Genomic DNA, 14,093 nt, shown 5'->3' with positions numbered 1-14,093 from the left:
CTTTATTCAGCCAAAGCTTCACTTAACTTCTCCAGATTCTGCTTCATCAGACTGATATAATTTTCCTCGTTCTGAATATCTTCTTCTGTCAGCACCGAAAGATTATGAATGCGCAGAGGTTCAGCTCCAATTTCACTTTGAACCACTTCCGCCACTTTAGGGGTGATGTTCTGTTCAAACAGAACATGGTTTAAATCATGAGCTTCAGCTGTCTCAATAATATTCTCCAATTCCTTTTGGGAAGGCTCATTGGATGGACTTAAACCGGAAACAGCAATTTGTTCGATTCCGTATGCCTGCTCCCAGTAACCATAGGCGGCATGAGAAACTATGATTTCATTTTTTGGCTTATTTTCTAATTGTTCGTGAAATTGCTGATCCAGCTCCGTTAGCTTCTGTTCTAGTTCTTCAAAGTTTTGGTTAAATTGTTCCTCTTGATCAGGCTTTAGCTCTACAAGCATTTCTTTTATATTTTCAGCTAACTGGATCGCCCGGATGGGATCAAGCCATACGTGCGGATCATTTTCTCCATGATTATGGCCTTCATGATCGCTCTGCTCTTCATCCTCATGGGACGTGCTATCTTCTTCGTCAGTATGAGCATGATCCTCGTCTTCATGGGCATGTTCACTGTTCTCGGTCTCTTCCCCGTGGTTATGCACGCTCTCCTCTAAATCAATCCCTTTAGCCGCTTCCAATACCTTAACATCTTCAGGTTTCAAAGAATCAGAGATTTTTTGAGCATAACCTTCCAAACCTGCTCCATTGTATATAAAGGCATCAGCCTCAGCCATATTCACCATTTCCTTAGTTGTTGGCTCATACGTATGAGGATCTGTCCCTGGCGGAAGGATGGTTTCCACTTCAGCTGCATCTCCGGCAATTTGTTCCGTAAAATACTGTAAAGGATATACAGTCGTATGGATTTGCAAAGGAGACTTATCATTTTCTCCAGATGAACCTTCCTCACTTGAAGTGTCTTCACTGCATGCCGCCATGAATAACGCTAAGATCGTTATAAATAATATTATTGCTAGTTTTTTCACCATTTCTCCTCCTCCATTACGTCAAAATTGTATCGTAACGATTACAGTTTGTAAATAGTAACCGTTACTTTTTGAAAGTTTAAAAAAAGAAGTCTGCGATGCCTGACACCGCAGACCTTTAATTGCATTGAGGACATTTTCCGTAAATTTCAAACTTATGATTTTCAATATCATAGCCTTTTAAATTTTCATTGATGCTGTTCATCGGACAAAATTCAATAGACTTCGTTTTTCCACATGTGGTACATATAAAATGATGGTGATGACCATGGGTGTCACACCCCAGCCGGAAATGTTTCTCTCCTCTAAGCTCAGTGGCCTCCAGAATTTCTTCTTCCGTAAGCAGGTAAAGATTTCGATAGATCGTATCATAACTGACCCCGGGGAAATCCTCTTGAATCGTTTTTAAGATCTCTTTTGCGGCGATGTACTGATCCTGCTGAACAAATATCTCGACAATCCGTTCTCTTTGTTTCGTTCGTTTATAACCTTTTTCCTTTAAACGCTGTAACGCAGTCTCAACATTCATTATAATTCACCCTTTATCCATTGTTGGGTTCTAACTTTTTTGAAAAGAATCGTCATCACAAGAATAATTACGGCAACCATAACAATCGTTCCGCCCGGAGGCACACTCAAATGGTAAGATGAAAACAAACCGATTAATACGGAGGTTTCACCAAATGCAATCGAAAGTCCGATTGTCTGCTTGAAGCTCCTCGCCAGGCGTAACGCTGAGGCAACTGGAAGTGTCATCAAGGCAGAAACGAGCAGGATACCCACCACCTGCATGGAAGCGGCAATAACGAGCGCTACCATAACAATAAATAACAGGTGAATCCACCGGCCGTTCACCCCGGAAATCGTTGCCTGTTCTTCATCAAAGGATAATACAAACAATTCTTTATAAAATAGTATAACAATAGCAATAACCATGATAGTAATAATGAGCACTGTCCACATGCTTGTCCGATCCACAGCCGTTACACTTCCAAATAGATAGCTGAACAAATCGGTATTGAAACCGTCAGCAAGTGAAATAAGAATAACTCCAAGCCCTATTCCACCTGATAGGATGATCGGAATAGCAAGTTCTTCATAATGCTTATAAAGTTTTCGGAGTCTTTCAATTAAAATTGCACCGCCAACCGAAAAGACCATCCCCATATAGACAGGGTTCCAGTCGTTAATGCCTGTGACCTTTTTTTCCAATAACAAGCTTGCTGCAATCCCCGTTAAAGTAATATGGGATAAAGCATCCGCAATAAGCGATAGGCGTCTAACCACAATAAATACACCGAGAAGAGGGGCTACAATCCCGATCAGAATCCCAGTAATCGCTGCGTTTTGTAGAAATTCATACTGAAAAAAACTATCAATCATGAAGGATTCACCTCGTCATGATGATGATTATGAGTCAACTGCTGTACAGAATGGCCATACAGGCGGTTTAAGTCTTCATCGTTGAATTCTTTATACTCCTCAGTATTTCCGTGGAAGTGAACGGTTTTATTCATACAAACCACCTGGGTCGCATGCTCAGTGATGGTTCCGATATCGTGCGTTACCATTAACAATGTAATTCCCTGTTCTTTGTTTAAACGGCCGAGCAGATCATAAAATTCGGTCACATGCTTAGCATCCACCCCTACCGTTGGTTCGTCTAAAATAAGGAGAGAAGGATCGCTGACCAGCGCACGAGCTATAAACACCCTCTGCTGCTGTCCTCCCGATAACTCTCCTATATTAGAATGAGCGTAATCTTCCATTTCGACTGTATGCAAAGCCTGCATCGCTTTATCTTTATGTGTTTTATTAAAAAACTTAAATGTACCAATTCTTGAAACCAAACCTGCTTTCACAACCTCGAGCACTGTGGCTGGAAAACCGGAGTTAAAACTATTGGCTTTTTGGGAAACGAAACCAATTTCCTGCCAGTTACTGAAGTTTTTAATTGGACGGTCGTAAAGAGTAATGGAACCCCGGTCAGGTTTAGCAAGGCCAAGCATGAGCTTAATTAATGTGGATTTGCCTGAACCATTAGGGCCAACCAATCCCAGGAACTGCCCCTGTCTAATGGTCAAATTCACATCTTTTACGACCCATTCTCTTTCATATTTAAAAGAGACCTGTTCCATCTTTACAATTGGATGATTACTCATTTTAATCCCTCTCAAAAAATAATAATGATTACGATTTAAATTATATAAGACATAGAGCTTTAAGTAAATGACAGGGATGTTCCCCTTCTATTCAACTAATTCATAATGGTTACGATTTAAATCACAACTTTCATCATAAAACAAAACGGCTTTTCACGCAATACTTATCCATTAGAGAAGCTTTATTATTACTAAAAAAATGGCTCTGTTAAACTTCCGTGTTGATATTAAGGATAAGCTCCCATTACTTGAAGACTTGATTTCGAGATATTTGTTGAGCGGAAGGTCCTCCGGGGGACGATTTCGCTTTCCGCGGGAATGCGCGGAGCCTCCTCAGGCTTCGCCTTCCGGGGTCTCCCCTGTCATTTTCATCCCGCAGGAGTCTACATCGTCCCCCTCCGGACCTGGCTGAATCAGAAACTCGAAACCACTAAATACGCGGTTTGCTTGGCGAGAAAAAAAGATGAGATGAAGAGTGTATTTCATGCTAAAACGATGTGAAAAAGCTTGTCATATAAGCATTTAGGACCTATTTAGAAGAAGAGCATTCTCTTTTCTGAAAGGGTCCGTTATTCTCCCTTGGCTGGGTTGGTGGGGAAATGGCGAGACTCCCATGGGTGAAGGAATCAGGAGAGATCCCGCAGGGAGTGAAACGAGCGAGGAAGCTCACCGTTCCCCCATAGGAAAGCGAGTTATTTCCCCACCAAACCTATACCTTTTAAGTAACGGACCAGGATTTATCTGGTAATCGAGTCTTCCATAAACCGGCCCTATTGTGTAATAAGCTTCTTATGAAAAAACAACAATAAACTTTAACAGAGACAATAAAACCGCCAGAGTAATTTTTCCTCCGGCGGCTTGTTGGAACTATAAATACTTGTTGTAGCGCTTTTCCAAATAATCCTGTAAAGCAGAAAACAGCATCGTCAGCGGCCAATAAACTAATGCAGCTGTAATGTACATCGTTAACGAATCGATCGTTCGTCCTGCTGCAATTTGAGCCTTGTTTAAGATTTCCGGTACAGAAATCATCGCTGCAAGTGACGTAGCTTTTAAAAGATCCAAAAATACGTTACCAAGCGGCGGAATGGCAATTCTCGTGGCCTGTGGCATGATGATCCGTCTTATTGTCTGCCAATAGGAGAATCCTAAAGCCCTTGCGGATTCCCATTGTCCATAAGAAACACTATTTAAGGAGGCGCGATTTATTTCCGCAATATAAGCGGCACTGTTTGTACCAAAACCTATAATAGCAGCCATTATCGCAGAAAACTCTATACCAATAAGCGGAAATCCATAGTACAACACAAATAAATAGACGAGAATCGGCGTTCCGCGCATGAATGAGATATATAAGCGGGCAGGCCATCTTAGCCAAATCGGATCCGCTCCCCTGGCAAGTGCAAGGAAAAAGCCAATAATCAGCCCTATGGTCATACCTATCACTGAAATAAGCAAGGTGAGCGGAACCCCTTCTAAAATGAAGGGAAGATTGTTCCAGGCGGTTTCCGTATCAAAAAGCTGGTCTAATTTAATCTCATCAATTTGAATTCCTAACATAATAAACCCTTACAAGTCGATGCCTTCAAGCTCACGGACATCTTTTTCAGGTTTCTTGGAAGCATCTTTTCCTCCGAAGAATTCTTTTGAAATTTCCGTAAGCATGCCGTCTTCTCTCATCTCTTGAAGCGTGGCATCAACCTTCTCTTTCAGCGTCTGTGCATCCTTAGGCATCACAATCGCTGAAGTGGTTGGGTGGAACTGAAGATCAGGATGAAGCTGTACTTCAATCTCTGGAAGAGCTTTTAAAGCGAGTGTCTGCAAATAGTAATCATTAATGATGAAATCCGTGCGGCCGTTCGCTACGTCACGAAGGTACACATCATTCGCAACATTTCCGTAACTTTTTGTTTCTGCACCAAAGTGCTCGGCAATTTGAGAGTATACCGTGGTAGCTCCTCCTCCGTGTACCTTACCTTCCAGATCTTCCAACGTTTCAATTCCAGAAAGATCAGATTCACGGACGACCATTGTAGAATAAGAATACTTATAAGGTTCACTGAATGCGAATTTTTCCTTACGATCCTCTGTCGGCTGGAAATCGTTAATAACCATATCCACGCGGCCACTATTAATGGAGGATAATAACGCATCTACTCCGTACTCTTTAAAAGACAGTTCAAGGTCCAGACGTTTAGCAACCTCTCTCATTATTTCGATATCATAGCCCGTCAGTTTGTCCGAACCTTCCGGATAGTAAGAGGCCGGAAATAATGTCCCAGCTGTACCGACTACAATTTTCCCATCTTCTTTGATCTCACTCCATTTTTCACCAGATGCCTCCTGGCTGGAGCTGTTATCTTCACTGCTTTCACTGTTTTCATCTCCACTTGATCCACAAGCGGCAAGTATCACAGAAAGCGTAAGTATAAGTATAAATAAAAGTCCTTTACGCATTTATGAATATCCACCTTTCTTAAATTGTTAAGCACCTATTAAATATAGCAATATTAAGGCATTTATATCAACCAGCTTGCTCGAATATTGATTTCCTCCATTGTCAAAAAATAGTGCTTCTTTTACTCTTGACTAGACACGTTTTAGTGGTATATTAATAATATATATCAAATTATAATCATTTTAATCTAAATCCAAAAAAACACCCTTCCACAGCTAGTTGGTTATGATAATCGTTATCAATTATATCAAGGAGTTGAGAATCATGTCTTCTGAATCCCGGTCTCTCCCCATCCAAAGTCGTTTCATTTATCCTTCTTTTAATTTTCTGAAAACGCACGGAGAACTTCTGGCTGCATTATTAAGCGGAGTTCTTGTGTTGACCGCCTGGCTTTTATCCAGTTACATCTCTGAGAGCGCTTTTGTATTTATTCATATCGCTGCTTTTGTAATCGGTGGCTTTGCAAAAGCCAAAGAAGGTCTTGAAGACACCATACACGAAAAAGAACTGAATGTGGAACTGCTTATGATTTTAGCAGCCATTGGTTCTGCAGCTATCGGCTACTGGACAGAGGGAGCCATTTTGATTTTTATCTTTGCGCTGAGTGGGGCCCTGGAAACATACACATTAAATAAAAGCCAGAAGGAGATCTCTTCTTTAATGGACTTGCAGCCCGAAGTGGCGCTAAAATTGACTGAACAGGGATACGAAATTGTTCCGGTAACTGACTTGCATATAAATGATCTGATCTTAATTAAACCAGGGGAACGTGTCCCGGCTGATGGAACGATTATTAAAGGTGCAAGTTCAATTGATGAAAGTACGATTACTGGAGAATCTGTCCCTGTAACCAAGGGGATTGAAAAAGAAGTATTTGCTGGCACAGTGAATTTGAATGGAAGTCTAACTGTTGAAGTATCCAAGAAATCAACAGACACGTTATTTCAAAAAATTATACTCATGGTTCAATCTGCACAAAGCGAGAAATCTCCTTCTCAGCTTTTCATTGAGCGATTTGAAAGTACTTACGTAAAGATTGTTCTCTTTGTAGTCGCTGTGATGTTATTCCTTCCCCATTTTTTATTTGGCTGGAGCTGGATGGATACGATCTATAGAGCGATGATCCTGCTTGTAGTTGCTTCCCCATGTGCTTTAGTAGCCTCCATTATGCCGGCTACTTTGTCGGCCATTTCAAACGGAGCACGTCATGGTCTCCTTTTTAAAGGCGGTGTGCACCTTGAGAATTTGGCGCATCTGAATGCAATCGCGTTTGACAAGACGGGAACGTTGACTAATGGAACCCCTGAGGTAACCGATGTGTTCTATGCAGGAGAAGAAAGTAAAGAAAAGATCCTTTCTATTACAGCTTCCATCGAACAGGAATCGAACCACCCTATTGCGCAGGCTATTGTGCGGTATGCTTCACAGGAAAAAGTGCCCCTAAGCCCAGTGGAACACATGCAGGATATAAGCGGAAACGGTGTAAAAGCCTTTCACGAAGGAAATGAATGGAAAGTTGGAAAGCCTGATTTTGTCGGGAAAGAGGAAGCCTACCTTTTCCAGAATGGAATCGCTGAAACATTAGCCAAACAAGGTAAAACCGTTATTTTTGTAAAAAAGAATAATGAAATTGCTGCTGTTTTTGCTATGAAGGATACGGTTCGGGAGGATACCAAAAAGGCTATAGAAGAATTAAAAAAGCAGGGTGTTTATACCATAATGCTGACAGGCGACAACTCAGCTACCGCTGAAGCTATTGCATCTGAAGCCGGAGTTGACCACTATATTGCCGAACTGCTTCCTGAGAAAAAAGTGGAAGAGATAAAGAAATTGAAAGATCACTTCACTCAGGTAGCCATGGTAGGAGACGGAATTAATGATGCTCCCGCCCTTGCTACGGCCAATGTAGGAGTGGCTATGGGGGGAGGCACCGATGTAGCACTTGAAACATCAGACGTTGTTTTAATAAAAAATGACCTATCGCGGATTTCACAAGCGAGAAGATTATCTTCGCGCATGAATCGGATTGTTAAGCAGAATGTAGTCTTCTCCATAACCATAATCATGCTGTTAATCATCAGCAATTTCCTTCAGGTTATTGATCTTCCTCTCGGTGTAGTTGGACACGAAGGGAGCACCATTCTGGTTATCCTTAATGGTCTGCGATTATTAAAATAAACAAGCACTCCCGGCTCGACTTTGGAACCGGGGTGCCGTTTATTTTGTTCAGGAATATTTCTTGTCTCTCCGACGACGACGGAAGATGGCGTTGATTTCACCACCTAATATAATAACGATGCCGGATAGGAAAAACCAGATCATTAAGACAATGACTCCGCCCAAACTTCCATAAAAAGCTGAAAAGTTTCCGAGACTGCTCACATAAAAGGAAAACAATAAGGACACGAGCTGCCACCCGATGGTAGCAAAAATTGCGCCGGCTACTGCGTCCCTGTATTTCAAACGAAGACTTGGAGCGGTTACATATAAAAAGGATAAAACAATGAAGAAGATAATCGACGAAATCGCCCAACGAAGCGTTCCCCAGGCTTCAATAAAACTATCCGATAAGCCAAAAGAAGAAAAGATAAAAACTCCGACCGTATGTCCAAGAACCGGCAGCAAAAAAGCAATACAAATAACGAGAACCATAGCAATGGTCAAGATGATCGCTATAAACCTTGATACAAGGAAAGACCGTTCTTCTTCTACATTATGAGCGCGGTTAAAAGCACGCATAATGGCGCTTACGCCAACAGATGCTGCCCACAATGTACCAAGGAGACCTACTGATAAAAGACTTCCGCTTCCACTTTTTAACAAGGAAGTTACGTTTTCTGTAATCAAGTCAAAGGTTTCAGGAGGAGCATAGGTACTAATCACAGCCAGAACTCGTTCTTCGTCAATATTTAAGTAACCAAGTAACGTAAGCAGGAAAATCATAAATGGAAATAATGATAACAGGAAGAAATAAGCAAGCTGAGCTGCCAGCCCCGCAACATCATCATCTCTAAAACGGGTCAGCAGCTCTTTTCCAAATGTTAAAACGCTATTCAAAATTTCCATCACCCTAACTTAAGAAGCTTCTTTTGGATCATCTACTGCTTTCAATTGTTGTTCAACCTCTTTATTAATCTCTCCTACTCTATTCAATACGTCTTCTGCTTTATTCAATATTTCAATTAAATCTTCTAATCCTTTACTTACCCGTTTAGAAAATTGTTCATAATTTACCCTAACCGAATGGATGGCGTCCGATGGATTGGTTACGTAACCTTTATACTTCGTTCCAGCTTCGCGTGACCTCGTCCCTACATACTGTCTTGTATCCCGGTCCATTAGTACAAGCGCACCGCCGACCAAAGCTCCAATCACTACACCTTTCCATAACTTTTGCTGTCCCATAACAATTCCTCCTTATAAATGGTTATCTTTTTTTATTTGCTCAAGTAAGCGAAAACACCCTTCACTTACCAGTTCATATACGTATTGGAAATTCCCGGTAAAATACGGGTCCGGTACGTCAACTTCCTCATGAGAGGTATAATCCAAAAGTTTAGCTACGGTCACTCCGTTTTTTTCACGGATGGAATTGAGATCCTGAATGTTTTTACTGTCCATAGCAATAAGATAATCATAATCGTCCCAATCCGCTTCTGCAACCTGTCGAGCTTTCATTCCTTCATAGGAAATGGAATGTTCATCTAAAATTCCCCTCGTTCCTTCGTGAGGAATCGAGCCTTCATGCCAGTGCCCTATACCAGCAGAATCAGTTGTAATTTCTTTTTCCAGTCCTTCCTTTTTCACTAAGTCCTTAAATATGGCCTCAGCCATAGGAGAACGGCATATATTACCTAAACAGACAAAAAGTACACGAATCATTTCCTAAGCCCCCAAGTATAGTATTTCATGTTTAATAATTTCTATGAATCCTCTTCAATTCCTGCATTATCTCGACAACTCTAGTGGATAATTTCCCCCAACTTGTGATTATAAACCAGGATTTAATTCCTCTAACTTTTGAAAATTCCTTGACTTTTATACATAATTTTCGGAATATTTTATATATAGACATAATTTTCAAGAAATTGAAGGGGGATATTCATGGAGGATCAAGGGGCATTATATAACTTTTTTGATGCAGCAAGCGCGATTGTATGGGGACCGGTTTTATTAATTCTATTAGTTGGTACTGGTGTATACTTAACTCTAAGGCTTGGGTTTCTACAGTTTAAAACTCTTCCCTACGCTTTAAGGCTGGCCTTCAAACCAGCCAAAGAGAAAAAGAATGAAAAAGGAGATATCTCCCATTACCAAGCGTTAACTACCGCCCTCGCCGCAACTATTGGGACAGGTAACATCGCAGGAGTGGCGACCGCAGTCTTTCTTGGTGGACCCGGTGCAGTGTTTTGGATGTGGATTACTGCCGTATTCGGAATGGCTACTAAATATGCAGAAGCCGTTCTGGCCGTTAAATACCGGATTACGGATCAAAATGGAAATATGGCAGGCGGACCGATGTATTACTTATCCAGGGGGCTTAAAACAAAGTGGCTCGGGAAACCTCTTGGGGTTCTTTTCGCCATATTTGGAGCCGTAGCAGCTTTTGGAATCGGCAACATGGTGCAATCAAACTCGGTGTCCGACGTGATGGAAACAAGCTTTAGCGTGCCACATTGGGTAACTGGACTCATATTATTATTCTTTGCCGGGCTTGTTCTATTAGGTGGGATCCGCAGTATCGGGAGAGTAACAGCTTTCTTTGTACCAATCATGGCTGTTTTTTATATTGTTGGTGCACTTATTATTATCGTTATGAACTTGAATTTAGTACTTCCGGCTTTTGGAACTATTTTCAGTGATGCTTTCACAGGCAGCGCAGTTGGCGGTGGTCTTCTTGGAACAGCGATTCGTTTTGGTGTGGCCCGTGGTGTATTTTCCAACGAAGCCGGTCTGGGATCGGCGCCTATTGCGGCCGCAGCCGCACGTACGGATTATGCCGGACGTCAGGCATTAGTGTCCATGACCCAGGTTTTTATTGATACCATTATTGTATGTACCATGACCGGCTTGACCATTGTTATGGCCGGACAATATAAAGGACAGCTGGATGGAGCTGACCTAACAACCGCTTCGTTCGGCGTTTTCCTAGGTGATTTTGGGTCTTATATCGTTACGATCGGCCTGGTCTTCTTTGCCTTCTCTACAATTGTAGGCTGGTCCTACTATGGAGAAAAATGTTTCGGCTATTTAACCGGTCAAAGAGGATTAGGACTTTACAAAATTGTATTTGTATTATTCGTTTTCGTAGGTGCCGTTGCTCAGCTTGATACGGTTTGGAAGTTCGCAGACGTTATGAACGGACTAATGGCCTTTCCAAACTTAATCGGCTTACTGCTTCTATCAGGTGTTGTAGGAGCTGAAACAACCAAGTTCCTTAAAGTAGCTAAAAAAGAGCGGGAACAGGAGAAAAAAGCACAATATACAAATTAAACAAAAAAGCAGGCCCGAAGAAATTCCGGCCTGCTTTTTTGTTGAGTCTTTAAATCGTCCCTATTGATTTACAATTCTTACACAATCGGACCGGTTACTATAAGACTCAGTTTCGAGATATTGTGTAGAGAAAGGGGCTCCAGGGAACGACTCGCTTTCCGCGGCCCTGCACGACGCAGGGTCGTTCGACGTTGCCACAGGACGTGGCGACCTTAGTCGAACATCCCTTGCGCTGAGTCTCCTCAGGCTGGCGCCTTCCGGGGCCTCACCTGTCATGTTCATCCCGCAGGAGTCTTCGCCGTTCCCTTCCGCCCCTTTGCGATTATTGAGAGCACGAAATCTTTGCTTAAACGCCTTCCAATGAACAAGGATCATCTATAATCCACAAACCTGGGATTTAATGTTTGTTTACGTGTAGGAACCTTGTTGTAGAAGCATTTGAAGCAGAAGCATTATGGCTTATATCTCCAATGGCAGAGTCCTTTTACGCTGGGGTGGCGAAGGAAACAACGAGACTCACAATTTGAAAGCGGAAGCACCTTGGTCAGCGGCGTATGGACTGGACGTTTAAATGTGGAGGTGCCTTGTTCAGCCTCGACAAGCTTAAGAACGACCATGAAAGGAAGTGCCCTTCTTCCTATCATGGTTGGAGTTAAGACCTCGAGAGGCTAGGCACCAAAACTAGCCTAGAGCTGGCGGAGATAAAGAAAACACGAAGAGCGGAGCGATTCGATGTTGCCTTTTCGTACAGAAGCGAGGGAAGTCTCACTAGCCGCTAGGTGCTGAAGCTGGATAGCACTCCATGCCGTTTAGGAATTAAATTATGAATCCATCTATCATGAGTGTAAGAACGGGAGAAGGAGCTAGGCGAGACCCCACAAGGAGTGTTAACGACTGAGGAGCTTGCCTGTTACCCCTTAGGAAAGCGAGTTGTTTCCGTAGCCGCCCTCATTCTTTTTTGGCAACGGACCGGAGTTATCTCGAAACTGAGTTTTCAAGTAATGGGAGCTTATCTTTAAAATAAATTGATTTTACTGGAGGGTTTTATTAGGAGTAGATCTGCTTTTTGATCAGCAGCTTTTCCATCTCGTGGGGAGGCAATGGCTTGCTGAAGTAATATCCCTGATAGTAGGCACACTCATTCTCTCTTAAGAAATCCAGGACATCCTGATCCTCTATCCCTTCCGCTACAACCTCCAATTTGAAGGCGTCGGCCAGCTGAATCATCGTTTTGACGATTTCCGCGTCACTCGGATCGGTCAGTACTCTTTTGATAAAAGCCTGGTCAATCTTCAAATAGTGAATAGGAAACTGGCGGAGATAGCTTAGCGAGGAGTATCCTGTCCCAAAGTCGTCAATGGATAAAGATACTCCCATTGATCTAAGGTCCTGCATGGTTTGAATACATTGTTCCGTATTTCTCATGACACTGTTTTCCGTTACTTCAATTTCTAAGTACTGAGGCTCCAGTCTGGTTTCCATTAAGATGCGCCTTACTTTCTCAGAGAAATCATTGCGCTGAATCTCATTGGCCGAAACGTTAACAGCTACTCGCTCAGGCGCATATCCGTGATCAATCCACTCCTGATTCTGCCTGCAGGCTTCCTTGAGAACCCACTCATCGAGCTGGTTTATCAATCCAGTTTCCTCAGCAACTGGAATAAATTCTGCTGGAGAGACCCTCCCTCGTTTCGGATGCTCCCACCTTACTAAAGCTTCCATTCCGCTTATGTAGCCCGTACGGATATCCACTTTAGGCTGATAATGTAAATAAAGCTCATTCCCTGTGATTGCCTGTCGCAAGTCCCCTTCTAAAGTAATTACTGTTTCGTAATGCTGGTTCATATTAGGCAGGTAAAATAACAAATTCTGACCCCCGTTCCGTTTACAGAAATGCATCGCGATATCAGCACTGCTTAGCAGTTGAGCAACCGTTGATCCATCCTTAGGATATTGTGCTGCGCCGAGGCTTGCGGTAATAAAAAACTGTCTCCCCAGCAAGTTAATTGGGTGACGGATATTATGTAAAATCTCTTTCCCCAGCCTGACAATTTCAGACGGAGAATGCTCGCCCTCCAGGCACACAACGAACTCATCCCCACCCATACGGTACAGTTGATCTTTCGCAGAAAGTGAACGCTGTATCCTCTCAGCCATTAACAGCAGCACCTGATCTCCAGCCATATGCCCCATGGTGTCATTTACATACTTGAATCGGTCCAGGTTACAGAACATAATCGTAAATGGACTTGCTGCGCTGCTGAAGTCCGTAAAATCTTTATGAAGCCTGTTTCGGTTAGGGAGATTGGTTAAATGGTCGTGGGAAGCCATGTGTTCGATCCGCTGTTCTGCTTCTTCATAAGAAGTTACTTCAACTGAACTTCCGATAAATTCTGTAACTCTTCCATTTTCTTGGATAGGAGAAAGCGTAGTTTGGAAATACCTTCCTTTATAAAAATGTTTATAAGATATTGTCTTTCCTAAAAAACCCAGTACATATTTTTGACGGAAAAAAGCTGCCTGTTCGTACGTGAACAGCTCTTCTAAACTTTTCCCTTTTACCAAAGCTGTAGTCAATCCTAAGTCTTTCGCCAATTTCCCTTCAAACAGGGCATAGTAGAACGATTGATCTTCCTTCTTCTTTACTTTAAATACTACGTTCACGATAGCTTCAAGCGTACGTGAGAAATCCTGTCTTTGAAGAAACCGTTTTGATTCCAATTCTTCATATTCTTTTATGTGTGGGAGGATAATATTCTTCACTTCTTCCAAAAGGGTAAAGGAAGAAGTGTCTCCCGCTTTGGATGCCAGCTGCTCACAAATATGGGTAATTTTCTCTAAATCAATCGGGGTATCTTTATTCGCCACATTCTATATCTCCTCATGTGAAAACGCTTATGATCAAAGTATATCTGAACGAATGGATTAAAAGAA

12 protein-coding genes are annotated in these 14,093 nt (G+C 42.3%); 2 read left to right on the top strand and 10 right to left on the bottom strand.

The genetic code is table 11. The features are described from left to right. Nucleotides 1-2: 2 nt before the first annotated feature. From ACTWPM_RS05505 to ACTWPM_RS05480, 6 genes are all read right to left on the bottom strand, one after another. Nucleotides 3-1,049: a metal ABC transporter solute-binding protein, Zn/Mn family gene (locus ACTWPM_RS05505; RefSeq protein ID WP_443132064.1), complete on the bottom strand. Its 1,047-nt coding sequence runs from the start codon at nucleotides 1,047-1,049 to the stop codon at nucleotides 3-5. 115 nt (nucleotides 1,050-1,164) lie between these two features. Then, complete coding sequence (locus tag ACTWPM_RS05500) at nucleotides 1,165-1,575, bottom strand: Fur family transcriptional regulator (protein ID WP_443132063.1); 411 nt, start codon at nucleotides 1,573-1,575, stop codon at nucleotides 1,165-1,167. Further along, on the bottom strand, nucleotides 1,575-2,429 hold the full coding sequence (locus ACTWPM_RS05495; RefSeq protein WP_443132062.1) for a metal ABC transporter permease: 855 nt from the start codon (nucleotides 2,427-2,429) through the stop codon (nucleotides 1,575-1,577). The genes ACTWPM_RS05500 and ACTWPM_RS05495 overlap by 1 nt, the downstream gene beginning before the upstream one ends. Then, a complete protein-coding gene (locus tag ACTWPM_RS05490; protein WP_443132061.1) occupies nucleotides 2,426-3,208 on the bottom strand; it encodes a metal ABC transporter ATP-binding protein in 783 nt (260 codons plus the stop codon). The genes ACTWPM_RS05495 and ACTWPM_RS05490 overlap by 4 nt, the downstream gene beginning before the upstream one ends. 867 nt (nucleotides 3,209-4,075) lie before the next feature. Then, the gene (locus tag ACTWPM_RS05485) at nucleotides 4,076-4,768 is read right to left on the bottom strand and encodes an amino acid ABC transporter permease (protein ID WP_443132060.1); all 693 of its coding nucleotides are present in this window, start codon (nucleotides 4,766-4,768) and stop codon (nucleotides 4,076-4,078) included. Nucleotides 4,769-4,777: 9 nt separating this feature from the next. Next, entirely contained in the window at nucleotides 4,778-5,665 is an 888-nt protein-coding gene (locus ACTWPM_RS05480; RefSeq protein WP_443132059.1) for a transporter substrate-binding domain-containing protein, read from the bottom strand. Nucleotides 5,666-5,930: 265 nt separating this feature from the next. Here ACTWPM_RS05480 and ACTWPM_RS05475 point away from each other — a divergent pair, with 265 nt between their 5' ends. After that, nucleotides 5,931-7,844 (top strand): heavy metal translocating P-type ATPase, encoded by a 1,914-nt coding sequence (locus ACTWPM_RS05475; protein ID WP_443132058.1) that lies wholly within the window; start codon nucleotides 5,931-5,933, stop codon nucleotides 7,842-7,844. 48 nt (nucleotides 7,845-7,892) lie between these two features. Here ACTWPM_RS05475 and ACTWPM_RS05470 read toward each other — a convergent pair whose 3' ends face one another. From ACTWPM_RS05470 to ACTWPM_RS05460, 3 genes are read right to left on the bottom strand one after another with little or no spacing between them, the layout of a single operon-like run. Continuing rightward, the gene (locus ACTWPM_RS05470; protein ID WP_443132057.1) at nucleotides 7,893-8,732 is read right to left on the bottom strand and encodes a YihY/virulence factor BrkB family protein; all 840 of its coding nucleotides are present in this window, start codon (nucleotides 8,730-8,732) and stop codon (nucleotides 7,893-7,895) included. A gap of 9 nt (nucleotides 8,733-8,741) precedes the next feature. After that, a complete protein-coding gene (locus ACTWPM_RS05465) occupies nucleotides 8,742-9,071 on the bottom strand; it encodes a YtxH domain-containing protein (protein WP_443132056.1) in 330 nt (109 codons plus the stop codon). A gap of 12 nt (nucleotides 9,072-9,083) precedes the next feature. Then, nucleotides 9,084-9,548, bottom strand: coding sequence for a low molecular weight protein-tyrosine-phosphatase (locus tag ACTWPM_RS05460; RefSeq protein WP_443132055.1), 465 nt, complete (start codon nucleotides 9,546-9,548; stop codon nucleotides 9,084-9,086). Nucleotides 9,549-9,770: 222 nt separating this feature from the next. On the opposite strand from ACTWPM_RS05460, the gene ACTWPM_RS05455 reads away from it, so the two are divergent. Further along, a complete protein-coding gene (locus ACTWPM_RS05455; RefSeq protein ID WP_443132054.1) occupies nucleotides 9,771-11,159 on the top strand; it encodes an alanine/glycine:cation symporter family protein in 1,389 nt (462 codons plus the stop codon). A 1,047-nt stretch (nucleotides 11,160-12,206) separates the two neighbouring features. On the opposite strand, the gene ACTWPM_RS05450 is transcribed toward ACTWPM_RS05455, so the two are convergent. Then, nucleotides 12,207-14,027, bottom strand: a complete 1,821-nt coding sequence (locus tag ACTWPM_RS05450) for a putative bifunctional diguanylate cyclase/phosphodiesterase (protein ID WP_443132053.1) — start codon at nucleotides 14,025-14,027, stop codon at nucleotides 12,207-12,209. Nucleotides 14,028-14,093 lie beyond the last annotated feature (66 nt).

This window comes from Halobacillus sp. K22 (assembly GCF_052246795.1).
Taxonomy (GTDB): Bacteria; Bacillota; Bacilli; order Bacillales; family Halobacillaceae; genus Halobacillus.
The sequence above is the reverse complement of the archived record's forward strand: the minus strand, read 5'-3'. Positions and strand labels throughout refer to the sequence as shown.

What these genes read in the sequence shown, in the direction of transcription:
- ACTWPM_RS05505 (WP_443132064.1), bottom strand. Translation starts at nt 1,049, where the DNA reads ATGGTGAAAAAACTAGCAATAATATTATTTATAACGATCTTAGCGTTA.
- ACTWPM_RS05500 (WP_443132063.1), bottom strand. Translation starts at nt 1,575, where the DNA reads ATGAATGTTGAGACTGCGTTACAGCGTTTAAAGGAAAAAGGTTATAAA.
- ACTWPM_RS05495 (WP_443132062.1), bottom strand. Translation starts at nt 2,429, where the DNA reads ATGATTGATAGTTTTTTTCAGTATGAATTTCTACAAAACGCAGCGATT.
- ACTWPM_RS05490 (WP_443132061.1), bottom strand. Translation starts at nt 3,208, where the DNA reads ATGAGTAATCATCCAATTGTAAAGATGGAACAGGTCTCTTTTAAATAT.
- ACTWPM_RS05485 (WP_443132060.1), bottom strand. Translation starts at nt 4,768, where the DNA reads ATGTTAGGAATTCAAATTGATGAGATTAAATTAGACCAGCTTTTTGAT.
- ACTWPM_RS05480 (WP_443132059.1), bottom strand. Translation starts at nt 5,665, where the DNA reads ATGCGTAAAGGACTTTTATTTATACTTATACTTACGCTTTCTGTGATA.
- ACTWPM_RS05475 (WP_443132058.1), top strand. Translation starts at nt 5,931, where the DNA reads ATGTCTTCTGAATCCCGGTCTCTCCCCATCCAAAGTCGTTTCATTTAT.
- ACTWPM_RS05470 (WP_443132057.1), bottom strand. Translation starts at nt 8,732, where the DNA reads ATGGAAATTTTGAATAGCGTTTTAACATTTGGAAAAGAGCTGCTGACC.
- ACTWPM_RS05465 (WP_443132056.1), bottom strand. Translation starts at nt 9,071, where the DNA reads ATGGGACAGCAAAAGTTATGGAAAGGTGTAGTGATTGGAGCTTTGGTC.
- ACTWPM_RS05460 (WP_443132055.1), bottom strand. Translation starts at nt 9,548, where the DNA reads ATGATTCGTGTACTTTTTGTCTGTTTAGGTAATATATGCCGTTCTCCT.
- ACTWPM_RS05455 (WP_443132054.1), top strand. Translation starts at nt 9,771, where the DNA reads ATGGAGGATCAAGGGGCATTATATAACTTTTTTGATGCAGCAAGCGCG.